Here is a 23887-nt window from a genome sequence, read left to right as displayed (position 1 = left end):
TATCGAACTGTAAGACTGGTCTGCAGCAATTTCAAGTAGTCATACTTTTTTATTCAATTGACCGTCAACACCATTGAACGTTATCGAAAAATTTCCTAGTTGACTCAGCCAGCTCCAAAAGTCGGAATAGGGAGATCATTGGCTGCCGAACAATCAGCCAACTGTTTGATTCCTTTTACCGAAAAACAATACTGATTAAAGTCTAATAAAGTCCATCAGAAAAATTGGAAACTCTTACATTAACTGGTAAGATAGAATTAATATCGGATATGGGAGATGTTAAGAGATGTTTAATGATCATCGATGGGGTTTTGACTGGACAGAGTTTATGACCGGAGTCGTTTTCTTGATTGCGGCGTACTTTGTGATCAAACAACCCCAAGCAGCATTATTGAGCTTGGTATTTCTATTTGCGATTGCAGCAATTATTAGCGGAATCACAACGATTGGTGGCTACACTAAGTTGCGGCGCGAAACTGGGTTACGAGCGAACTTTGCACTGGTATTTGCAATTATCGATATTTTAGTCGGTTTACTGTTCTTATTCCACGCACCAGCAGGGATCCTCGTCCTCGGCTATGTCTTTGCCTTCTGGTTCTTGATCGACTCTATCGAACGGTTGACCGTGGTCTCACATTTGCGAGTCTTCGGAACGGGCTACTACGTGTTATCACTGATTCTGGATATCATTAGTTTGGCGTTAGGGATTATGCTGATCATCAACCCAATGATTGCGGTCGTTAGTTTCAACGTCCTCGTCAGTTTCTATTTCGCAGTCTTTGGTATCAACGCGATTTTGATTGCCTTTGCACGGCGCAACTAAACGCAAAATGATTTAGTTTGTCTGTACAAATTAACGTAGCTCGCTACCAGAGATAGCGGGCTATTTTTAACGCAACTTTCAATAGATTTTATGGCTAGCCTGGTACTAGCCAACCGGACTGTCAGTAGAAATGACACGCCCGGTGTGTTATACTACCAACAATATGGACTTTAGGAGGCCAATATAGCATGGCAGAGTCATTACAACTCGTTATTATTTCTGGGATGAGTGGTGCCGGTAAGACGGTCGCCGTTCAAAGCTTTGAAGACCTAGGCTATTTTTGCATTGATAATATGCCGCCAGCGTTGTTACCGAAGTTCTCAGAATTAGTTGAGGAGTCGGGAAAGATTAAGAAAGTGGCATTGGTGATCGATTTACGGTCACGGGCCTTTTACGATGAAATTATGGATATGTTGGCCAATCTGGACAACACCGACTTTGTGTCGACTCGGATTCTGTTCTTAGATGCTTCCAATGAGGAATTGGTCTCCCGGTATAAGGAGACGCGGCGTTCGCATCCGCTGGCAATGGAAGGCCGGGTCATGGATGGTGTACGTAAGGAACGTGAACTTCTGGCACCATTGAAAGACCGGGCTTCCTACGTAATCGACACGTCGGCATTGACGCCCCGCGAATTACGAGAATCAATTTTTGATAAATTTGAAACTGATCAGGATGAAACCTTCCACATCGAGATGCTGTCGTTTGGCTTCAAATATGGTTTGCCAATCGATGCCGATATCGTGATGGATGTGCGCTTCCTGCCGAACCCGTATTACATTCCGGAATTAAAGACGCAGACCGGATTGGATAAACCGGTGGCGGATTACGTGATGGAACAACCAGCGACGGAGAAATTTTACCAACAATTCCTAGGCATGTTGGAAAGTATCATGCCAGGCTATGAAGCTGAAGGCAAGAGTAGTTTGACGATTGCCATCGGCTGTACGGGTGGTCAACATCGCTCAGTCGCATTGACGCAACGCATCGGCGAAGCGCTGGCTAAGCACTATAAGGTGCATATCAGCCATCGCGATATTGATAAACGAAAGGAAACTGTTAATCGCTCATGAGAAAGTACACATTTAAGACCCAGCGGCCTAAAATTGTGGTGATTGGCGGGGGGACTGGTTTGCCAGTCGTTCTGAAAGGCTTGCGCAAACAAGCTGTTGATATCACGGCAGTTGTAACGGTCGCTGATGATGGTGGCTCGTCGGGTATTATCCGCAACTATGTTAACGTCGTGCCGCCTGGTGATATTCGAAACGTTATGGTGGCATTGTCGAATTGGCCCCATTTGTATAAAGATATTTTTCAGTATCGTTTCCAGGGCGACGACCAGTTCTTTGCCGGCCACGCGATTGGAAATCTGATTATTGCCGCCCTCACTGAGATGAAGTCGGGGGTGTTTGATGCGGTCCAAGAACTGTCTAACATGATGCAAGTTGACGGGCACGTCTACCCGGCAGCCAATGAAGCGCTGACGCTACACGGACGGTTCAAAGACGGCACTGAATTAGTGGGTGAAGCTGAAATCACCGCTGCCCACAAGTCGTTGGAACGCGTTTGGGTCACTGATAAAAATGGTCAGGAACCACAAGCCGTTCAACCAGTGATCGATGCCATCATGGCGGCGGACCAGATCGTTTTAGGACCTGGTAGTTTATTTACCAGTATCCTGCCCAACTTGACCATCAGTAATATCGGTCGCGCCGTTTGTGAATCCGATGCGGAAGTGGTTTATATTTGCAACATCATGACGCAAAAGGGTGAAACGGATAACTTTTCAGATGCTGACCACGTGCGGGTCTTGAACCGCCATCTCGGTCAGAATTTCATCAACACGGTACTCGTTAATACGGAAAAAGTACCGGAAGATTATATGGATTTCCACAAATTCAACGAAGTCTCTCGTCAAGTCAGTCATGATTTTCGGGGGCTACGTGAACAAAACTGTCGGGTCATCTCGTCTAATTTCTTGAAGCTTCGCGACAATGGGGCCTTTCATGATGGCGACCAGGTCGTGGCGGAACTCATGAACTTAGTGGGCCATTCCGACGTTTTTAGATAAGGGGGTCGTGGCATGTCATACGCCAGTGACGTTAAGAAAGAACTAACTAACCTCGCTGTCCATCGCGAGAATGCAAAGGCTGAATTAATGGCCTTGATTCGAATGAATGGTGCAATTAGTCTTGCCAATCACCATTTCATTTTGAATATCCAGACGGAAAATCCGGCCATCGCGCGGCGTATTTACCGGCTACTCAAACAATTTTATGACGTGGATAGTGAACTGATCGTCCGTCGTAAAATGAAGTTAAACAAAAACAATTTATACATTGTGCGGCTGAAGACGGGGACTGACATGGTGCTGGCTGATTTGGGAATCTTAAAAGATTATCAAATCGTCGAAGTCGCACCAACGGAAGTGCTTACCGATGATGCCGCGGTCCGCTCGTACTTGCGAGGGGCCTTTCTGGCGGGTGGCTCCGTCAACAATCCGGAGACATCGCGCTACCATCTTGAAATTTACTCACTTTACGAAGCCCATAATCATATGATTTCTGAAATGATGAATAAGTATGGGTTGAATTCACGAACGACTGACCGGCGTGGCGGCTACATCACGTACATCAAGGAAGGTGAAAAAATCGCGGACTTCTTGTCATTAGTCGGTGCGACGAATGCGATGTTGAAATTCGAAGATATCCGAATCATGCGTGATATGCGGAATTCGGTCAATCGGTTAGTTAATTGCGAAAACGCCAATATGGACAAAGTGGCGAACGCGTCTAGTAAGCAGATTGAAAATATTTTGTTGATCGACGAAACGGTTGGCTTACAACAGCTGCCGCCTAAGTTACAAGAAGTGGCGGTCGCTAGGTTAGCACACCGAGAAGTCAGTTTGAAAGAACTTGGCACCTTAGTCCCTGGTGGCCCGATTTCCAAATCTGGGATCAACCATCGTTTGCGCAAAATCAATCAGTTTGCAGAACAGTTACAAAAAGAAGCTTAAATACTGGTCTACCGGTCTTCTGGTATGACCTGTTAATATTGCGCCAAGCTGTGGGTTACGACCAGTGCTTGGCGCAATTTTTTTGAGTGCGTTCACTAATAGCAAGATTGGTACGCCTTAAAAAACACTTGACAAAAGTAAGTAAAGCTATTTATACTGTACACAACTTATGAAATCGGAGAGACGTTAACTATGCAAAAGTCAGCTACTAACATGATGATGTGCTGCCCATGTTGTGAATCACACAACATGGTTATTTGCGTAGGATTACAAGCGTCTCAGCATCAAAAATAACGGGATTGAGCTCACAACGTTAATTTTGAAACGCCTGCTTGGAATCTGACGAGATTCTAAGTGGGCGTTTTTTGTTACCACCGATGGGGATAAGTCATTTAATTTGGGAAATAAAGGGGCGATCAGGTTGAAAAAACGAGCAATAGTTGCAGCAATTATGAGTTTAGCATTAGTCACGGTGTTGGCCGCGTGTGGCAAGCAGAGTAGTCAGAGTACTGGCAGCGGCAAGTATGCCAGTAGCCAAGTCCTGAATCTGTCCTACCCGAGCTCTTTAGATTCGATTGATATTTCTAACATGTCCGGTTATGGCAGTACCGGGAATATTTTTGAAAGTTTGTACCGCTTGGGTAAGAACGGGAGTATTACGCCTGGTTTAGCGAAGTCCACCAAGGTTTCAAAGGACGGTAAGACTTATACATTCACGATTCGCAATGCCAAGTGGAGTGACGGGTCCAAAATCACCGCACAAGATTTTGTTTATTCATGGAAACGCACGGTGACGCCCGCGACGAAATCACAATACGCCTACCTATTTTCAGGGGTGAAAAACGCGGATGCGATCGTTGCTGGTAAAAAATCGCCAGATACGCTAGGTGTGCAAGCCAAGGGTCAGCATACCTTCATCGTCACTTTGGATAAGCCAATCACGTACTTCAAGAAGTTAATGACTTACCCATTGTTTGGACCAATCAGTGAAAAAGCGGTTAAAAAGTGGGGTAGCAAGTATGCCACGAAAGCCCAATACATGCTCTACAGTGGGCCGTTTAAGCTAACGGGTTGGACTGGGACCAACAACAAGTGGCAATTCGTCAAGAACGACCAGTATTGGGATAAGAAAGCCGTTCATTTGCAGAAAATCAACTATACGGTGAATGAAAGTACGACCACGACGTTGAACTTGTTCCAAGAAAAGAAGCTCGACCTCACTCAGCTATCCAGTGAACAGGTTAAGAATCTTAAGTCCAACGCTGATTACACCACGTACCCATATTCCATTACGGCATTCTTGATTTATAACTTCCAAGACAGCAATGCCACGATCAAGAAGGCACTGAATAATAAGAACATTCGCCAAGCCATTTCATTGTCGATCAACCGCAAGACGCTGGTCAAAAACGTCATTGGTGATGCGTCGACCGTCTCCAAGACATTCGTGCCGCAAGACTTGGTCAAAGATCCTAAGAACGGTAAGGATTTTGCGGATGAATCGACGGTCAAGAATTCAACGTCTTATAACAAGTCCTTAGCTCAGAAGTTATGGAAACAAGGGTTGAAGGAGACTGGGATTAAGAAATTATCATTGACGCTGTTGGCTTCAAATGATGACCCGAATAAGCCAATTTCACAATACTTGAAGTCAGCGCTGGAAAAGAATTTAGATGGATTAACGGTCAACCTTTCTAATATTCCTTCTAAAGTCGCTTCTAGCCGGGCGCAAAGTGGTAACTTTGATCTTTATTTGAGTGGTTGGGGCGCAGATTTCAATGACCCAATCTCACATCTACAAATCATGACCAACAACAGTGGTTACAACTATGGGAAGTACAATAGTTCGACCTACAATGCCTTAGTCAAGAAGGCACAGAACCAGGATGCCAACAAGGCAAGTGCACGCTGGCAAGACATGATTAACGCCGAAAAGACGATTATGCAAGACCAAGGCATTACGCCATTGTACCAGACGAACTATTCTTACTTGCAGAATCCGAAAGTCAAAGGGATTATTCACAACACCGCCGGAACGCAGTGGAATTATAAGTATGCTTATATTGCAAAGTAAACAACCAGTTTCTTAATATTGGTTGTTAAGCGATACTTTTAGACACGAAAGCCCACCATAATTAGGTTGCAGCAGTTGCAACCGATTATGGTGGGCTTTTTGTTTGCGATTTGCGACAGTATTATGGCGGTCCTTGTGAGTTAATGCAGGCTAAGGGGTGATGTGATTAACAACATACTTGACTGGTTGATGATTGGCCATCGCAATCACGTTTTCAGCAACGATTGCCGCCATTCCGTCACGCGCTTCGACGGTCGCATTGCCCAGATGTGGCGTCAAGATAACGTTGTCCATTGTCGTCAGTGCGGGTGTCACTTGGGGCTCATGCTCGTAAACGTCGAGGGCTGCGCCAGCAATTTGGTGCGTTTGTAACGCAGTAACTAGAGCCTGTTCGTCGACAATTGGGCCACGCGCGGCGTTGATCAAGAGGGCAGTGGATTTCATCTTTTTGAAGGCCGCTTGGTCAATCATATGCATCGTTTGCGGGGTGAGTGGCAAATGCAAACTCACGATATCGGACTGGGCGAGTAAGTCGTCTTCGGAGACGAAGGTTGCGCCCAGTTGCGTCTCAACACTGACGGGGAGCGGGTGGTGTTGCGTGTATAGGATTGGCATATCAAAGGCGTGTAACCGTTTGGCAACGGCTTGGCCGATTTGGCCCATGCCAATGATGCCGAGTGTCTTAGCTTGTAAGTTGTGACCGAGAAAGAAAAGTGGCGCCCAACCGTCGAATCCGGTTGTTCGCATCAAATGGTCGCCTTCAACGATGCGGTGTGCGAGGCTGATAATCAGACCAGTTGTCGATTCAGCGGTGGCGACTGATGAAACATTCGGCGTGTTGGTCACAGGAATGTGGTGGGCGTCCGCGGCCGCTAAGTCGATATTATTAGTCCCGGCACCGAAATTCGCGATTAATTTTAACTTTGGCGCGTGTGCCAAGACGTCTTCGTCAATCTGCGTGGAAAGCGGGGTGATGAGATAGTCAGCGTCAGCTACGCGGTCAATGAGTTCGTCGTGGCTAATCAGTTGTTCACCGGTATAGGTGTCGATGGTCAGCTGATTTTGGCGCAGTAACGTATTTGCTTTCGCCGGTAATTGACCGGCAACCAAAACTTTAGGCATAGTGGAAACTCCCTTTACTGATAAATTAAGCCACGGTGAATCTGCTGTTTTAGCATAGATGACCGTTGCTTGAAGTCAATTGCAGTATGGCCTTTTTACTTGCAAAAAACAAGTCAGAACGCTGCGCGAACCATGCAACGCGCGTTGTGAGTGGTTAGTGGGCCACTAGTGAGTGGTTAAAAGAAAGCACAAAAAAACTGAACCAACCCGAAGGCGGTTCAGTTTGATGCTGCCATTATTTTAAGTTGTTGTTTTCCATGATATCATCGATCAAACCATATTCTTTAGCTTCTTGTGCGCTTAAGTAGTTATCACGTTCAGTATCGTGGTTCAACTTTTCGACGGTTTGACCAGAGTTGTCTGCCAAAATCTGGTTGATCTTCTTACGAGTCTTCAAGATTTCTTCGGCAACAATTTCAATTTCCGTTTGTTGACCTTGAGCACCGCCGGATGGTTGGTGAATCAAGATTTCGGAGTTAGGTAAAGCGAACCGCTTGCCCTTCGTACCAGATGAAGCTAGGACGCTGGCCATTGATGCGGCCATCCCCATAACGATGGTTTGAACATCAGACTTGATGAAATTCATCGTATCGTAGATTGCTAAGCCGGCAGTAACCACACCACCTGGTGAGTTGATATAAAGGTAGATGTCCTTACCTGAGTCTTGGGCATCCAAGAAGAGTAATTGGGCAATGATCGCATTGGCCATGTTATCTTCAATCGGGCCGGAAAGCATAATGATACGGTCCTTTAATAGTCGTGAATAGATGTCATAAGCACGTTCACCACGTGATGACTGTTCAATAACTGTAGGAACTGGATACATGATTTGTTAGCCTCCTAAGGTTGCAATATTTGATTAGCTTGGTTGCTAATTAATAAGTGTAGTTTACCGCAAAGGTCAGTGAAGGTCAAAAGAAAAACCTCAAAAACTAAATTCCGTTTTGTGACTTAACGTGGTATACTTAGGTTTCTATCATATACGGCTTGAGATTGGGTGATCCCAATCTCTTTTTTTACGTCCAGCTTCAGTGGTCAACGACACAACGAAAATTGCAGATTGAGCAGTTGCCGAACTGCGACTAGATTAAAAAGGGACGTTGGCTGTTACCAAGCAACCGGTCCGTCGGTGTTTGAAAACGTGCCAGTGGTGGTATTATCTGTATCCATAGCTAATTCCGGGGTAATCCCGCCGAATTCAGTAGCAACCATTCCGGGATCAACGGCGTTAACCGTAATATTGGTGGTTTGAAGCTCTTTGGCGAGCTGAATCGTGAACATGTTGAGTGCGGCCTTAGAAGCTTGGTAGCCAATCGCGCTGGCATGATAAACGCTCGACTGGGGGTCTAATGCGTTCGTGAGCGAGCCCATCATGCTAGAAATATTGATGATTTTGGATGGGCTAGACTTAGTCAACAATGGCAGGCAAGCTTGAGTCATGGCGATTGTGCCTAGAAAGTTCAGATTCAGGTCGGCTTGAATTGTCTCCAGTTTGATGAGTGAAGGTCGTTGGTGATGGTCAAATGCTGCCCCAGCATTATTAATTAAAAATGTCGAGCTGACCATATTGGTTTTGAATTGCGTTTACGGCAGCTTGAATGGATTGGGAATCGGTGACGTCCAGTTGAACAACGGTCACGTCTGACAAGTGGGCTACTTCAACGGCCGCTCGCCCCTTTGCTAAGTCTCGGCTACCCATAATGAGCTGTTGCCCCTGGGCGTGTAGTGCTTTAATCAGTGCCAGTCCCATACCGCGGTTGCCGCCAGTGACGAGCGTAACAATTTTATTGGTCATCTGAATCACACTTTCTTAATAGAATAATGGTAATCTTAACACGCTAGCGTTACACTAGCGCAAGTAAAAAAGTTGGGGGAAAACGATGGTGGCATCAATCAAACAAGTCGCACAGCAATTTGGGATCACTTATGATACATTGCGATTTTATGAGCGCTGTGGGTTGTTGACGGATGTGGCGCGAAATAAACATGGTCAACGGATCTCCTCAGCTGAATGTTAAAATGATTGTGTACCAAGGAACCAACGACTAACCCATCAAAATATTGGGTCCGCACATGTCTGCCTTCCGAATACCATCCCGGCTGGAAGGTATTTTGGGTAAGGCCCAGTGGTGAAATTTCACTTAGCAAGCGTCTTGTGATTGGTTAGTGAAAGACCAGTATTTAAGACGTGGGTTATCGGCTTAAATCTGTGTCCATCGCGTTCCGGCCATTGCCCAGAATGCCTGGAAGCCGGCATAGGACGCATCCACAAGAGTATGTTTACGGTAACTCGCACTGTTTCCAGCGGGTCTCAGCTGGCCGCTTTTGAACTTAACACCTGACATGATTTAATCATATTTAATGATAAAGCATAACTCGTATTCTGATATGTAGAAATAAAACTTTTGCTATCATTAAATTCATCGAACAACTATACTGATAGATGGTCCAATTATATTGACGGCTAACTAGATGAAATAAATCACGCGGTTGCCAATGTCATACGGTTGGTAGTGTCTAACTTGTGATTAGGTTTAAATTCAGTTACCATAGAAAGATGTAAGCGGTATAGGCCACCAATTCAGCAGAATTAGGCCACAAAAAAAGCTGAGAATCACTTCTCAGCTTTGCGATGCGCCCGGAGGGAATCGAACCCCCATTTCAAGAACCGGAATCTTACGTGCGATCCATTACACTACGGGCGCCTAAACAACATATTATATTCTAGCGAATAATGGATAAAAACACAAGGGTTTTACATAAAAATTTATTTTGGGAGGTATTTTTATGGCACTGGGACAAGGCTTTCGCCAGCAACAACGGCAATCGCAGAAGTTAGCGATGACCCAGCGGCTGCAACAATCTATTCAGATGTTACAGTTCAATGTGGAAGAATTGCGGGATTTTCTCACGCAAAAAGCCCTTGAGAATCCGTTGATTGATGTGGATACGAATTGGAATAATAATCACGCCAGTTTAAGTGCAGCTAAGAACGTGACTGCAAAGGATGATTTTATTGAACGGGTGTCGACATCGAATCAGCATTCCTTATTTGAATACTTATTGGATCAGATTCATTTAACGATGCGCGATACCCATTTGCGGCAAATCGTGCTGTATTTAATTGAATACGTGGACGTCAATGGTTATCTACATCTTGATGAAGCTCAAGCACGGCAAGAAACACAGGCAACGCCGATTGAGCTACTGGATGCCATCACGTTACTCCAGCAACTTGATCCACCAGGTGTCGGTGCTCGCAGTTTGCAAGAGGCCTTAATGCTTCAGACTGAAAATGATGACCACGCGCCTAATTTGGCATACATTATTTTAGAAGAAGACTTCGACGCGTTTGTCAATCGTCACTGGGATGGCTTGGCGAAAAAGTACCAGGTCGACCTGGCGGATATTTCTAATATCTATGATTACGTCCGGACGTTGACACCAGTACCGGGTGCAGCGATTGGACAAGAAACGACCGGCTACATCTTTCCAGACTTAGTCGTCACTAATCATGAAGGTCAACTCGCATTAAAGACTGCGTCGATGGCTCAGCCGGTGGTGAAGTTCCGCCGCAAGTATTATCAGCAGATGGGGCAGTACGATGACCGGGAAGTGACGGAATATCTGAAGGAAAAGAAAAATGAGTATGACTGGATTGCCAATAGCTTACAGCAACGTGAAGCAACCATTTTTCGGGTCGGCACTGCGATTATCGAGCGCCAGGAAGATTTCTTCTTAGAAAAAAGTCAAGATTTAAAGCCGCTATTATTACGAGATGTGGCCCAACAGCTACAAGTTCATGAGTCGACGATCAGTCGTAGTATCAATGGGAAGTATATTCAAACAGACTTCGGGATGTTTGAACTTAAACGTTTCTTTACCAAAGCGGTCAGCAAACGTCCCACTGGGGGCAAAATTGTGTCTGCAGACAGTGTTCAACATCGAATTATGACCCTGATTGAGCAGGAAAATAAAGAAAAACCGCTTTCAGACCAAAAAATTGTTCAGATTCTTAATGCAGAAAATGTCGAACTTTCTCGTCGAACAGTGGCAAAATATCGGGAAAATCTTAACATTCCGTCTTCGTCCAAACGGAAACAGTACTTGAGAACCGAATGATAGTTTGTGACCGGTTTTGGACCAGTCGGTTATAAGGCCCCACAGGGTTTCATTTGCAACCACCTGATGAACCTGTTATAATTCATGTTGTGGTAAGAGAGGTATGCAACATCGATTTCTTAGTAAATTAGCGTTGTGTGCTTTGTTTTTTGAAGTCTTTGGGTCGTTTTTCGACATAGCTGGACCAGACCCGTCCCACTAGAGAGCAGGTTGGATGCCATGCATTCAGATATTCAATGGATTGAGGCAATTGCCCCAGATATGGTTGACATGCTGAGTCGTCGTTACTTAGTATTACGAACCATTAATTGGATGGCCCCAGTTGGACGTCGGCTATTAGCTCAGACATTAGGTGTTAGCGAACGGACGTTACGAACCGAAACGGATACGCTACGCAAGCTTGATTTGATCATGACGAACAAGTCAGGCATGCAAGTTACCCAGCAAGGTCAGGACGTGTTGGTCGGATTAAGCCACTTCATGGATGAGTTAATGGGCATTCGCCAGAAGGAACGGCAGTTGGCGCAATACTTTAACATTAAGCGTTGCATCATCGTTTCTGGTGATTCCGATCGACAGTTGAAAGTTATTGGGACCATGGGCGAAGAAGTGAACCAACTATTACAGCAGTTATTGCCAGAAGGTCATAACATTATTGCCGTGATGGGTGGTCATACCATGGAACATGTCGCAAGTCACTTAACTAATAAATTAGGTGATAAACGTGATTTGCTATTTGTTCCGGCACGTGGTGGTGTTGGTGAGTCGGTTGCGATTCAGGCAAATACCATTGCGTCACAAATGGCACAACATACTGGCGGTAAATTCCGCTCGTTGTTCGTGCCAGAACAGGTCAGTGAACGGACGTATGAACCGCTCCTCAAAGAACCTAGTATTCAAGAGGTGTTGGCGATTATCGGGCAAGCTAACGTGGTTGTGCATAGTATCGGTGAAGCCATTTCGATGGCGCATCGCCGTAATATGTCAGAAGATCAGATTAAGGTATTACGCAGTCGCGATGCGATTGGTGAAGCCTTTGGTTATTTCTTCGATAAGAAGGGTAACGTGGTCTATCGGATTCCACGAATTGGGTTGCAAATCGGAGAACTGGCCCATCGGGAGATTATACTCGCGGTTGCGGGAGGTGCTTCTAAGGCACCGGCAATTGGCGCGTATATGAAGAACATCGCACCTAAACAGACGTGTTTGATCACGGATGAGGGTGCAGCTAACTTGATTTTAAAAAAGTAATCTTCTATAGTGAAGTTGCTTTTTAAAATAAAACTATTTTTATTTCCACAAGGAGGAAATTCTAGTATGTCTGTAAAAATTGGTATTAATGGTTTCGGACGTATCGGTCGTTTAGCATTCCGTCGTATCTTAGAACTTGGTGAAAAGTCAAGTGATATCGAAGTTGTTGCTATTAACGATTTAACTTCACCTGCATTGTTGGCTCATCTTTTGAAGTATGACTCAACTCATGGTACTTTGAACGCTGACGTTTCAGCAACCGACGATTCAATCGTTGTTAACGGTAAGAACTACCGTGTTTATGCTGAACCACAAGCACAAAACATTCCTTGGGTTAAGAACGACGGTGTTGACTTCGTTCTCGAATGTACTGGTTTCTACACTTCAAAGGCTAAGTCACAAGCTCACTTGGACGCTGGTGCAAAGCGTGTCTTGATTTCTGCTCCTGCTGGCTCAGACTTGAAGACCATCGTTTACAATGTTAACGATGACATCTTGACTGCAGATGACCGTATCGTTTCTGCTGGTTCATGTACTACTAACTGCCTTGCACCATTAGCATTTTTTGAAAACAAAGAATTCGGTATCAAGGTTGGTACTATGACTACTATCCATGCTTACACTTCAACTCAAATGTTACTTGACGGCCCTGTACGTGGTGGTAACTTCCGTGCTGCCCGTGCTGCCGGTGTAAACACTATTCCTCATTCAACTGGTGCTGCTAAGGCTCTTGGCTTAGTTATCCCAGAATTGAACGGTAAATTACAAGGCCATGCACAACGTGTTGGTGTTGTTGATGGTTCATTAACTGAATTAGTTGCTATCTTAGACAAGAAAGTTACTGCTGACGAAGTTAACGCCGCAATCAAGAAGCATACTGAAGGTAACGAATCATTTGGTTACAACGATGACGAAATCGTTTCATCTGATGTTATCGGTACTACTTTCGGTTCAATCTTCGATCCTACTCAAACAGAAGTTACTTCTGATGGTGACAACCAATTAGTTAAGACTGTTGCTTGGTACGATAACGAATACGGCTTCACTTGTCAAATGGTACGTACTTTATTGAAGTTCGCCACTCTCTAATATAAATTAGATAGTTCAGAACTTTAAAACCGCATATGGTTTTGACGGCGGGGGGAGGCAAACTCCTCTTGCCGTTTTTTTAATTTAACAGTCACGAATTCTAGGAGGATTTTAACATTGGCTAAATTAATTGTTTCAGATTTAGATGTTAAAGATAAAAAAGTTTTAATTCGTGTCGACTTTAATGTTCCGATTAAAGACGGCAAAATTGGTGACGACAACCGGATCGTCGCTGCTTTACCAACAATCAAATATGTGATTGAACATGATGGTAAAGCCATCTTATTCTCACATTTAGGCCGGATCAAGAGCGAAGACGACAAGAAGGGCTTAAGCTTACGTCCAGTTGCAGAACGTCTTTCAAACTTGTTAAACAAGCCTGTTACCTTCGTACCTGTTACTGAAGGCGAACAACTTGAAACTGCCATCAACAACATGAACGACGGTGACGTCTTAGTTGTTGAAAACACGCGTTTTGAAGACGTTGTGAACGGCGAACAAGTCAAGCGCGAATCTGGTAACGACCCTGAATTAGGTAAGTACTGGGCTTCACTCGGTGATGTCTATGTCAACGACGCATTCGGGACTGCTCACCGGAGCCATGCTTCAAACGTTGGGATTGCTTCAAACATGGACCAAGTTGCCGCTGGTTTCTTAATGGAAAAGGAAATCAAGTTCTTAGGTGACGCCGTTGACAATCCTAAGCACCCATTCGTTGCCATCTTAGGTGGTGCCAAGGTTTCTGATAAGATCGGTGTTATCGATCATTTGATCAGCAAAGCCGACAAGATCATCATCGGTGGTGGGATGACTTATACGTTCTATGCTGCTAAAGGCATGGGCATTGGTAACTCACTTGTTGAAAAAGACAAGATTGAATTAGCTAAGTCAATCATCGAAAAGGCTGGCGACAAGTTGGTCTTACCTAGTGACTCAGTTGTTGCTGAAAAGTTTGACAACGATGTTCCTAGCAAAGTTGTTGAAGGTTCAATTCCTGATGGCTACATGGCCTTAGATATTGGTCCTAAGTCAATCGAAGAATTCGAAGACGTTTTACGCGACGCTAAGACCGTTGTTTGGAACGGACCAATGGGTGTCTTTGAAATGAGCAACTACGCCAAGGGTACGCTTGAAGTTGGTAAGTTCTTAGGAACCTTATCAGAAGCAACGACTATCGTTGGTGGTGGTGACTCAACTGCCGCTGTTAAGCAACTTGGCGTTGGCGACAAGTTAACCCACATCTCTACTGGTGGCGGTGCTTCACTTGAATACCTTGAAGGTAAGGAATTACCTGGTATTGCTGCTATTTCTGAAAAATAATCTGTTCTCCGAAAGGAAGGTTTATCGTGCGTACACCTATTATTGCCGGTAACTGGAAAATGAACAAAACTGCTAGCGAAGCTTTAGCTTTCGTTAACGCGGTTAAGGATCAATTACCAGATCCATCAAAAGTTGAATCAGTCGTTGCTGCACCAGCTCTTTTCTTACAAGAAATGGTTGAAGCTGCCAAGGGTTCTGATTTAAAGATTGCTGCTGAAAATGCTTACTTTGAAGATGCTGGGGCCTTCACTGGTGAAACTTCACCAGCCGCTTTAGCTGACTTAGGCGTTGACTACGTTGTTATTGGTCACTCAGAACGTCGTGGCTACTTCCACGAAACTGACGAAGACATTAACAAGAAAGCTCACGCAATCTTCAAGAACGGCATGAAGCCAATCATCTGCTGTGGCGAATCACTTGAACAACGTGAAGCCGGCGAAGCAGAATCATGGGTTTCTGGCCAAATCAAGGCTGCTTTGAAGGACTTATCAGCTGACCAAGTAAGTTCATTGGTTATTGCCTATGAACCAATCTGGGCCATCGGTACTGGTAAGACTGCTTCAAGCGACCAAGCTGAAGAAATTTGTGCAGTTGTTCGTAAGACTGTTGCTGATCTTTACTCACAAGAAGTTGCGGATAAAGTTCGGATTCAATACGGTGGTAGTGTTAAACCAGCCAACGTTAACGAATTAATGGGCAAAGAAGATATCGACGGTGGTTTAGTCGGTGGTGCTTCATTACAACCTGATTCATTCTTGGAACTTGTTAACTACCAAAATAACTAATAATAGTTATTGCAAGTTGTTGGACAAACTTCTACAATAAGTGTGAAACAAAAACAAGCCAATTTTAAGGAGAGAAATTAATGTCTATTATTACAGATATTTATGCTCGCGAAGTCTTAGACTCACGTGGTAACCCAACTGTTGAAGTTGAACTTTATACTGAAAGCGGCGCATTTGGTCGCGGTATCGTTCCTTCAGGTGCCTCAACTGGTGAACATGAAGCCGTTGAATTACGTGACGGTGACAAGAGCCGTTTCATGGGCAAGGGTGTTACTAAGGCCGTTGACAATGTTAACAAGTTAATCGCTAAGGAAATCGTTGGTTACGATGTAACTGACCAACGTGCCATTGACCAAGCGATGATCAAGTTAGACGGTACTCCTAACAAAGCTAAGTTAGGTGCTAACGCTATCTTAGGTGTTTCCATTGCTGCCGCACGTGCTGCTGCTGACGAACTTGAAATGCCTTTATACAACTACCTTGGCGGATTCAACGCCCACGTCTTACCAACACCAATGATGAACGTTATCAATGGTGGGGCCCACGCCAACAACGACGTTGACTTCCAAGAATTCATGATCATGCCTGTTGGTGCTTCTTCAGTTAAAGAAGCTATCCGGATGGGTTCAGAAACTTTCCACAACTTGAAAGCGATCTTGAACGAACGCGGTTACTCGACTGCCGTTGGTGACGAAGGTGGTTTTGCACCTGACTTGAAGAACAACGAAGAACCATTCGAAATCTTGGTTGAAGCTATCGAACGTGCCGGTTACAAGCCTGGTAAGGATATTGCCATTGCCTTTGACTGTGCCGCTTCAGAATTCTACAACGAAGAAACTGGCAAGTACGACTTGAAGGGTGAAGGCGAAAATGGGAAATCATTTACTGCCGAAGAATTCGTTGACTTACTTGACAGCATCGTTGACAAGTACCCAATCGTTTCCATCGAAGATCCTTTGGATGAAAACAACTGGGAAGACTGGCAAATGGCAACTGCCAAGCTTGGTAAGAAAGTTCAAATCGTTGGTGACGACTTATTCGTTACGAACACGGACTACCTTGCAAAGGGTATCAAGATGGGCGTTGCTAACTCAATCTTAATCAAGGTTAACCAAATTGGTACTTTGACTGAAACTGTTGAAGCTATCGAAATGGCTAAAGAAGCTGGCTACACTGCCATCGTTTCTCACCGTTCTGGTGAAACTGAAGACACGACCATTGCTGACTTAGTTGTCGCAATGAACGCTGGCCAAATCAAGACTGGTTCAATGAGCCGTACTGAACGGATTGCTAAATACAATCAATTAATGCGGATCGAAGACCAACTTGAAAGCACTTCAGAATACAAAGGTATCCACGGCTTCTACAACTTAGACGAAGCTGCACGGAACACCATTACTAGCAAGTAATTTGAAGTTCTAATAGAGACGTCGTTCCCTCTGGAGCGGCGTTTTTATTATACATATTTTAAGGAACATCTGTTTGAGTTTAACGCCTGGACCATGAGAAGTCGTGGTAAAATAAGAGCATGTGTATTTGAGTAAGGAGAGAACGGAATGGATGACTTTCAGCAACAAATCAATGTGTGGTCTGATTGGCAAGGACTGCAAACTAATGCATTAGCTTTTGAACCAGTGCTTCAAAAAATCTATGCCAGTGAAAATGAACCCTACAAAACACCAGAACCAGTTGCCGACCAGTTCGCGGCACGGTTTACCATTGGTCCCACAGAAATTGCAATTTTTCCGCCAAGTGCTGTCATGGCTGAGACCCGGGCGTATTATCAAGCGGAACGCTTTGGCCTGACTCGGATGGCGCGCCTTAAGCTGGGTGCACCACGGTTATTACATGCTGGTTTTGTTTTCGATAAGTATCAATTCTATTATGTTATTTATCGGCCATTACAAGGCATTACGCTGACTGAATTCTGCGCGACGGCCAAACCGTTGGCTAAGTCGACACTCGGTCGTCAGATTGGCACGATGTTGACGCAGCTCAATACCGAAGTTGCGACGTTCGGCCCAGAAAGTCAACCAGTTGGCGACTGGCAAGTGTTAGGAAACGACTTCGCAGCTGAACGGGAAGCGTGGTTGGCCCAACATCCAGTGACGCCTAACCAGTTTGTACACGGTAACTTAACCGGTGACAATCTGATTGTGACTAGCGGTGAATTAGGCCTGCAACGCTTTAGCACGGCACATCAAGCTGCTAAGCAGACGGAGCTCGTGTCCTTGATCTTTGACGCGTTCAATGGTGACGCTGAGTTGTTAACTGGCTTTAAGGCCACTTACCAGACGAGCGATTTAGCGACCGACCTGATGTTGGGATTGCTATTACGAGCAGATGGGCCACAACAGATTCAAGCATTATTACCAGAACAGACCGTTACATTGGCTGCGCTTCAACAGAAAATTGCAACATTACTATCATAATTCGGAGGGGGACTCGCTGTGGCACAACGGCCGCACAATATCAAACAACATTTTGACTTCACACGCTTTAGTTCAATCGGCCGGGCATTGATTGTCGGCGTGATTGCGGGGTTCGTCGTTAGCATTTTTCGTTTCAGCATTGAACAAGGCTTAAAGTTCGTTCAATGGGCTTACGGACAAATTCATGCCAATTGGCTGCTACTGATTCCTTGGCTGATTTTAACAGTGCTAGTTGCCATATTCGTCGGTTGGCTGGTCAAAAAGAAACCCAACATTAAGGGTTCCGGGATCCCACAAGTCGAAGGGCAGTTAGCCGGTGAGTTAGACTACGGCTGGTGGTCAGTCTTGTGGCGCAAATTTGTCGGCGGTGTGCTGGGCATTGGTTCCGGCTTATTTCTGGGGCGTGAAGGACCGTCGATTCAATTGGGCGCTACGATTGGCCAAGGGGTCGCTGCCAAGCTCCGTCAGACTGGTTCGGATCGGCGCTCACTGATTTGCCGGTGGTGCTGCTGCGGGGCTCTCAGCGGCGTTCAATGCGCCAATTGCCAGCACGTTGTTTGTGTTTGAAGAAGTTTACCATAACTTCTCACCAATTATCTGGACGACTGCATTAGTGAGTGCGATGGCTAGCGACTTTATTTCGCTGAACTTTTTTGGCCTGGTGCCAGTGTTGCACATCCCTTATGACTATAATTTGCCGTTGAGCCAGTACGGGAATTTAATCGGCCTCGGCATCTTTTTAGGCGTGTTTGGTTATCTGTATCAAAATGTCACGTTGACGATGCCCAACTGGTATGCGAAGTTGCGGTTGCCGAGTTGGCTCGATGGGTTGATCCCGTTTCTGCTAGTGATCCCGATTGGCTTACTGTGGCCACAACTATTAGGTGGCGGTAATGCGGTTATCTTGAATTTAGCCGCTGCTACGCCAGCATTAATTGCCTTATTAGGGATTTTTGTCTTGCGCTTCAGCTTTTCGACGATTTCATACGGGTCCGGGTTGCCCGGCGGTATTTTTCTACCGATTCTATCGTTAGGGGCCATTCTAGGGGCGATTTATGCCCAAGTCATGGTCATGTTGGGCTGGATGCCGACTAACTTGATTCCCAATTTTATTATTTTTGCGATGGCCGGCTACTTTGCTGGGATTGGGAAAGCCCCCTTTACCGCGATTCTGCTAATTACCGAAATGGTCGGGACGCTGCACCATTTGATGCCGTTAGCCGTTGTCTCGATGACGGCCTACTTAGTAGTGGACCTCTTAGGCGGGGCACCCATCTATGAAGCCTTATTGGAAAAGCTCATTCGGCCACGGATGCCCGAGCACAGTGGCGTTCAGGACCGGCTCGAATTGCCGATTTTTGAAGGCTCTAAGTTGGAAGGACACCAGGTTCGTGATTTTAAATGGCCAGCTGAGTCGCTGTTGATTGCGATTCGTCGTGGTGAACAACAGGTGATTCCACATGGGGATACCTTGATGCGCGCGGGGGATACCTTAATTATCTTAACCGACCGCGATAACCGTGCTTGGGTTCGCCATCAAATCTCGCATTTGACAGTCGCGACGCCTTGAGTGCTGAACAAACCAACGAATTGTCCAGGATACTGGAAAAACAAGGCGAAATATGTTAAATTGTTATAGACATAGCGGACTCTTTAGGAGGCACATTTCTTGTATAATTTATTGTTAACGTTAATACTGGTCATTTCCGTCTTGATTATCATCGCGGTAATGATGCAACCATCCAAAACTAATGATGCCATGTCTTCATTGACCGGTGGTGCTGATGACTTGTTCGCCAAGCAGAAGCCCCGCGGTTTTGAAGCGTTCATGCAGAAGGTAACCGTGGTATTAGGAATCGCTTTCTTTATCCTAGCGTTAGCTCTAGCATGGTACTCATCGAAGTAATTGACCGTCCTCCTGTGATTTCAGGAGGATTTTTTTGAAATTTAGCGAGGAAACACGTTAGATATTCGTGAGTGGACTTGTCCTCATTATGGTATTAGCCATGACCGAGACATTAGCGCTACTAAGAATATCTTAAGTGCTTAACCGACTAATTAGGCGCGGGATGCGCCATAGTAAATAGCCGTAACCTCTGCACAAGTGCTAGCCACTGATGTGTAAGTTAGCGGTGTTCCTAGAAGCTCGGTCATTTATGGCCGAGTAGTTCACGAAAGTTGGTGGTAATGATGTTAAAACAACCGGAACCATTTTACTTTGAACACGGTGAACGGGCCGTTATCTTACTCCACGCTTATGCTGGCAGCGCCAATGACGTGCGGATGTTGGGGCGGACGCTGGAACGGTCTGATTATACCGTGTACGGCCCGCAATTCAGTGGTCACGCGACGAATGATCCGCGTGATATTTTAGCCCAAACACCCGACCAATGGTGGCAAGATACCCAACAAGCAATATCATTTCTACGGCAAAAAGGCTATACTAAAATTAGTATCTTTGGCCTTTCATTAGGGGGGATTTTTGCGACTGCTGCGTTGGAACGTGATCCGCAACTACTAGGTGGTGGGACGTTTAGCTCACCGCTATTTGCGGGTAATCGCAGTGATGTCGCCGAAATGTTCATTACGCTTAGTCACCATCAGTTGGCGCATAGCCAATTTTCACTGGCCGAACGGGAACAAATCTTGGCAGTACTGCCAGAACTCGTCCAGCAGCAGTTACAAGCCGTTAATACCTTTACTGAGCAAGAGGTTACGACCAAGTTAACCAACGTCACACAACCGTTTTTCATTGGTCAGGGTGGTCAAGATGAATTGATCGATCCGAACGTGGCGCGTCGGCTGCAAGCAGCGCTAACGCAAGTGCCCGTTGATTTTCATTGGTATGCCGATGCGGGGCATGTGATTACCGTGAATAATGCCCATCATCAATTAGAACAAGATGTCTTAACATATTTAAAATCTATATATAAATGAGGTAAATGATGTCAGAAGCAAACTTACAAGAACAAATCCTGACTTTTCTGCAGGCCCATCCTGATCGCACTTATAGTGTCGAACAGTTGACGGACGAACTGCATTATACAGGCGCAACGGCCTTTACATTTTTAGTGAAGGAACTTGCGAATATGGAACGCAAGAAACTCGTCAGTACCGACGACCATGACCATTTTAAGTTGGTCCAAGAAACCAAGACCGTTGAAGGGTCATTTCATGGCAATGATAAGGGCTTTGGTTTCGTACGCTACGATCCAGATTTGCCCGATATTTACATCAATCCCGACAATACGCAGTTTGCATTGACCGGTGACGATGTTGCGGTTGAAATTATTCGGCCAGCCCGTCCTGGTTCAGACCGCGGTCCTGAAGGTAAAATCGTCAGCATCGTTAAACGTAACTATACCCAAATCGTCGGTGCCTACACGCCTAGCACGGATGAAGCTGGGTTTATTGGGACTGTCGAAATCAAGGACAAGAAGCTCTCTAAATATCAATTATTAATCACTGACCAAGGCCTCCACCCAACTGAGGGTGAAGTGATCATCGCCGAAGTCGCCGCTTATCCGGATGCCCAACATCCAACACGGATGATTGGGATCGCCAAGCAGGTGATTGGGAGCGTTGATGACCCTGGGATGGACGTCCTTCAAGTGGTCTACCAACACGATGTCCCATCCGTCTTCCCTGAAGAAGTCACGGATGAAGCCAACCGGATTCCGGACTACGTGACGGATGAAGAAAAAGTTGGCCGGGTCGACATTACCGACCAACCATTAGTGACGATTGATGGCGCTGAATCAAAAGACTTGGATGATGCGGTCGTTGCTTGGCGGTTGCCAAATGGGAACTTCCACTTAGGGGTCCACATTGCAGACGTTAGCCATTACGTGACTGAAAACTCTGAGTTGGACCGTGAAGCATTCAAACGCGGGACCTCCGTTTATTTGACTGACCGTGTGATTCCAATGTTACCACGGCGGTTATCGAACGGAATCTGTTCATTAAATCCAGATGTTGAACGGTTAGCCATGAGTTGTGAGATGGAAATCGATCCAACCGGGGAAATCGTCAATCACAAGATTTTCCAAAGTGTGATTCGGTCCCACGCGCGGATGACATATGACGCCGTCAACCAAATTCTGGAAGCCCACGATCCTAAGACGCGTGAAAAGTACGCGGACTTGGTCGATATGTTTGATACGATGGGTGATTTACACCGTATCTTATACAAACACCGTCGGCACCGGGGCGCCATTGATTTTGATGATAACGAAGCTAAGATCATCGTTGATGAAGCGGGTCACCCAATCGACATCCAATTGCGGGTGCGGGGCTTAGCTGAACGGATGATTGAAAGTTTCATGTTAGCTGCCAACGAAACGGTTGCTAAAAATTATAGTCAACTCAAGGTACCGTTTATCTACCGGGTCCATGAAACACCTGATAGTGACCGGATGCTGAGTTTCTTTGAATTTGTCACCAACTTTGGCGTCAGTGTCAAGGGGAGCTCCAAGGATGTTAAACCGAAGATGCTCCAGGATGTTTTGAAGAAGGTCGCTGGCAAGCCAGAAGAAGCCATGGTCTCAGTGATGATGCTCCGGAGTATGAAACAAGCCCGGTATGCTGACCAGTCACTTGGACACTTCGGGTTAGCTGCGCCATACTACACCCACTTCACGTCACCAATCCGGCGTTATCCAGATATGATGGTCCACCGGTTGATTCGGCACTACGCTGAAAACGGGACTGGTAAAGAAGCGCGGGCACGTTATCGGGATAATTTACCAAATATCGCAGAAACGACTTCCGACCACGAACGCCGGGGTATCGATACGGAACGTGACGTGGATTCCATGAAGAAGGCTGAATACATGGCTGACCATGTTGGTGAGACCTTTGAAGCCGTCGTTGATTCCGTCATGAAGTTCGGCTTGTTTGTTGAGTTGGAGAACACCGTTGAAGGGCTCGTCCACATTAGTACGATGGACGATGACTACTACGAATACGTTGAAAAACAACTCGCATTAGTCGGGCGTAAGACGAAGCGGACGTTTAGAATCGGCCAACCAGTCAAAGTTCAATTGATGCGGGTGGACAAGGATCAACGCGAAGTCGACTTCAAGTTGTTGAATCCGGAAGAAGCGCCAAAGACGGACTTATTACCAAAACGGGAACATTCCGATAATTATCGTGGTAATAATCGTCGTGGCGGTAACAATAATTACCACCGCAATGGGAACAACAATAACCGCAACAATGACCGGCGGGGTGGCAATAATAACCATCGCAATGGCAACAGCAACGGCCGTCGTAATAACAATGGTCGTTCGAATAATCACAGTAATAATAATAGTAATCGACGGTCAACTAGTGATCGTCGGCGCTAATTTTTAACTAAGGGGGTGTGCGGCAATGGCCAAACAACACGGTAAGCACCCAGATACCGCCCTCGCTCAAAATCGGAAAGCACGTCACGACTATGCCGTCGAGGACACCTATGAAGCAGGAATCGCACTGACCGGGACGGAGATCAAATCCGTCCGTGACCGGCGCGTGAACTTGAAAGATGGGTTCGTTCAGATTCGTAACGGTGAAGCGTGGATGCAAAACGTTCACATTAGTCCGTTTAAAGAGGGGAATCGCTTTAACGTTGACCCACTGCGTAACCGGAAACTCTTGTTGCATAAGAAAGAAATCAGCAAGTTAGGTGCCGCAACGATGACCAAGGGTGTCACCATCATTCCACTCAAGATGTATCTCAAACACGGGTTTGCGAAAGTCTTGATTGGGGTCGCTCATGGGAAACGGGAATACGATAAGCGCCAAGATATTAAGAAACGTGAACAACAACGGCAAATCGACCGGGTCATGAAACATTATTAGACCGGGTAT

The 23887-nt window shown here is 45.7% G+C and carries 22 protein-coding genes, 1 tRNA gene and 1 pseudogene; 19 read left to right on the top strand and 5 right to left on the bottom strand.

The features are described from left to right. Positions 1–286 precede the first annotated feature (286 nt). The 5 genes from KGF70_RS01675 (at position 287) to KGF70_RS01655 (ending at position 5913) form a co-directional block, all read left to right on the top strand. Entirely contained in the window at positions 287–823 is a 537-nt protein-coding gene (locus tag KGF70_RS01675; protein ID WP_003637860.1) for an HdeD family acid-resistance protein, read from the top strand. Positions 824–1011: 188 nt separating this feature from the next. Further along, positions 1012–1896: an RNase adapter RapZ gene (gene rapZ, locus KGF70_RS01670; protein ID WP_003637861.1), complete on the top strand. Its 885-nt coding sequence runs from the start codon at positions 1012–1014 to the stop codon at positions 1894–1896. Further along, entirely contained in the window at positions 1893–2894 is a 1002-nt protein-coding gene (gene yvcK, locus KGF70_RS01665) for a YvcK family protein (RefSeq protein WP_003637862.1), read from the top strand. Before rapZ ends, yvcK begins: the two co-directional genes overlap by 4 nt. 12 nt (positions 2895–2906) lie before the next feature. Beyond that, positions 2907–3839 (top strand): DNA-binding protein WhiA, encoded by a 933-nt coding sequence (gene whiA / locus KGF70_RS01660; RefSeq protein ID WP_216767545.1) that lies wholly within the window; start codon positions 2907–2909, stop codon positions 3837–3839. Between the two features lie 421 nt (positions 3840–4260). Continuing rightward, positions 4261–5913, top strand: a complete 1653-nt coding sequence (locus KGF70_RS01655; RefSeq protein ID WP_216767546.1) for a peptide ABC transporter substrate-binding protein — start codon at positions 4261–4263, stop codon at positions 5911–5913. 150 nt (positions 5914–6063) lie between these two features. Here KGF70_RS01655 and KGF70_RS01650 read toward each other — a convergent pair whose 3' ends face one another. The 4 genes from KGF70_RS01650 to KGF70_RS17165 all read right to left on the bottom strand — a co-directional run bounded on the left by KGF70_RS01650 (position 6064) and on the right by KGF70_RS17165 (position 8830). Then, the gene (locus tag KGF70_RS01650) at positions 6064–7035 is read right to left on the bottom strand and encodes a 2-hydroxyacid dehydrogenase family protein (RefSeq protein WP_216778609.1); all 972 of its coding nucleotides are present in this window, start codon (positions 7033–7035) and stop codon (positions 6064–6066) included. Positions 7036–7270: 235 nt separating this feature from the next. Then, on the bottom strand, positions 7271–7861 hold the full coding sequence (gene clpP / locus KGF70_RS01645; protein WP_003637866.1) for an ATP-dependent Clp endopeptidase proteolytic subunit ClpP: 591 nt from the start codon (positions 7859–7861) through the stop codon (positions 7271–7273). 281 nt (positions 7862–8142) lie between these two features. Then, positions 8143–8601, bottom strand: a complete 459-nt coding sequence (locus tag KGF70_RS01640) for an SDR family NAD(P)-dependent oxidoreductase (protein ID WP_253954668.1) — start codon at positions 8599–8601, stop codon at positions 8143–8145. Continuing rightward, positions 8576–8830 (bottom strand): SDR family NAD(P)-dependent oxidoreductase, encoded by a 255-nt coding sequence (locus KGF70_RS17165; protein WP_253954669.1) that lies wholly within the window; start codon positions 8828–8830, stop codon positions 8576–8578. Before KGF70_RS17165 ends, KGF70_RS01640 begins: the two co-directional genes overlap by 26 nt. Before the next feature lie 85 nt (positions 8831–8915). On the opposite strand from KGF70_RS17165, the gene KGF70_RS01635 reads away from it, so the two are divergent. Continuing rightward, positions 8916–9053, top strand: coding sequence for a MerR family DNA-binding transcriptional regulator (locus KGF70_RS01635; protein ID WP_082230272.1), 138 nt, complete (start codon positions 8916–8918; stop codon positions 9051–9053). A 615-nt stretch (positions 9054–9668) separates the two neighbouring features. Here KGF70_RS01635 and KGF70_RS01630 read toward each other — a convergent pair. Continuing rightward, a tRNA-Arg gene (locus KGF70_RS01630) sits at positions 9669–9740 on the bottom strand. A gap of 82 nt (positions 9741–9822) precedes the next feature. On the opposite strand from KGF70_RS01630, the gene rpoN reads away from it, so the two are divergent. The 13 genes and pseudogenes from rpoN to smpB all read left to right on the top strand — a co-directional run bounded on the left by rpoN (position 9823) and on the right by smpB (position 23878). Beyond that, positions 9823–11157 carry an RNA polymerase factor sigma-54 gene (rpoN, locus tag KGF70_RS01625; protein ID WP_216767548.1) on the top strand — a complete coding sequence of 445 codons (1335 nt, stop codon included), beginning with the start codon at positions 9823–9825 and terminating at the stop codon, positions 11155–11157. Between the two features lie 219 nt (positions 11158–11376). Further along, positions 11377–12408: a sugar-binding transcriptional regulator gene (locus tag KGF70_RS01620; protein WP_003637870.1), complete on the top strand. Its 1032-nt coding sequence runs from the start codon at positions 11377–11379 to the stop codon at positions 12406–12408. Positions 12409–12474: 66 nt separating this feature from the next. Next, positions 12475–13497, top strand: a complete 1023-nt coding sequence (gap, locus tag KGF70_RS01615) for a type I glyceraldehyde-3-phosphate dehydrogenase (RefSeq protein ID WP_003643974.1) — start codon at positions 12475–12477, stop codon at positions 13495–13497. Positions 13498–13614: 117 nt separating this feature from the next. Then, a complete protein-coding gene (pgk, locus tag KGF70_RS01610) occupies positions 13615–14817 on the top strand; it encodes a phosphoglycerate kinase (RefSeq protein WP_003637872.1) in 1203 nt (400 codons plus the stop codon). 26 nt (positions 14818–14843) lie between these two features. Further along, positions 14844–15602, top strand: a complete 759-nt coding sequence (tpiA, locus tag KGF70_RS01605) for a triose-phosphate isomerase (RefSeq protein WP_003637873.1) — start codon at positions 14844–14846, stop codon at positions 15600–15602. A gap of 80 nt (positions 15603–15682) precedes the next feature. After that, the gene (eno, locus tag KGF70_RS01600) at positions 15683–17011 is read left to right on the top strand and encodes a phosphopyruvate hydratase (protein ID WP_003637874.1); all 1329 of its coding nucleotides are present in this window, start codon (positions 15683–15685) and stop codon (positions 17009–17011) included. A gap of 147 nt (positions 17012–17158) precedes the next feature. Next, entirely contained in the window at positions 17159–18034 is an 876-nt protein-coding gene (locus KGF70_RS01595) for a hypothetical protein (protein WP_216767550.1), read from the top strand. A 39-nt stretch (positions 18035–18073) separates the two neighbouring features. Continuing rightward, positions 18074–19604: pseudogene (locus tag KGF70_RS01590) on the top strand (ClC family H(+)/Cl(-) exchange transporter). 99 nt (positions 19605–19703) lie between these two features. Then, the gene (secG, locus tag KGF70_RS01585) at positions 19704–19940 is read left to right on the top strand and encodes a preprotein translocase subunit SecG (protein ID WP_003637877.1); all 237 of its coding nucleotides are present in this window, start codon (positions 19704–19706) and stop codon (positions 19938–19940) included. 63 nt (positions 19941–20003) lie between these two features. Next, positions 20004–20084, top strand: a complete 81-nt coding sequence (locus KGF70_RS17710) for a hypothetical protein (protein ID WP_323128385.1) — start codon at positions 20004–20006, stop codon at positions 20082–20084. A gap of 137 nt (positions 20085–20221) precedes the next feature. Beyond that, positions 20222–20971: a carboxylesterase gene (locus KGF70_RS01580; protein WP_105920636.1), complete on the top strand. Its 750-nt coding sequence runs from the start codon at positions 20222–20224 to the stop codon at positions 20969–20971. A gap of 8 nt (positions 20972–20979) precedes the next feature. Further along, complete coding sequence (rnr, locus tag KGF70_RS01575; protein WP_216786387.1) at positions 20980–23382, top strand: ribonuclease R; 2403 nt, start codon at positions 20980–20982, stop codon at positions 23380–23382. Between the two features lie 25 nt (positions 23383–23407). Beyond that, a complete protein-coding gene (smpB, locus tag KGF70_RS01570; RefSeq protein WP_003637880.1) occupies positions 23408–23878 on the top strand; it encodes an SsrA-binding protein SmpB in 471 nt (156 codons plus the stop codon). The last annotated feature ends 9 nt before the right edge of the window (positions 23879–23887 follow it).

This window comes from Lactiplantibacillus sp. 7.2.4, assembly GCF_018991185.1.
Lineage (GTDB): Bacteria > Bacillota > Bacilli > Lactobacillales > Lactobacillaceae > Lactiplantibacillus > Lactiplantibacillus pentosus.
The sequence above is the reverse complement of the archived record's forward strand: the minus strand, read 5'-3'. Positions and strand labels throughout refer to the sequence as shown.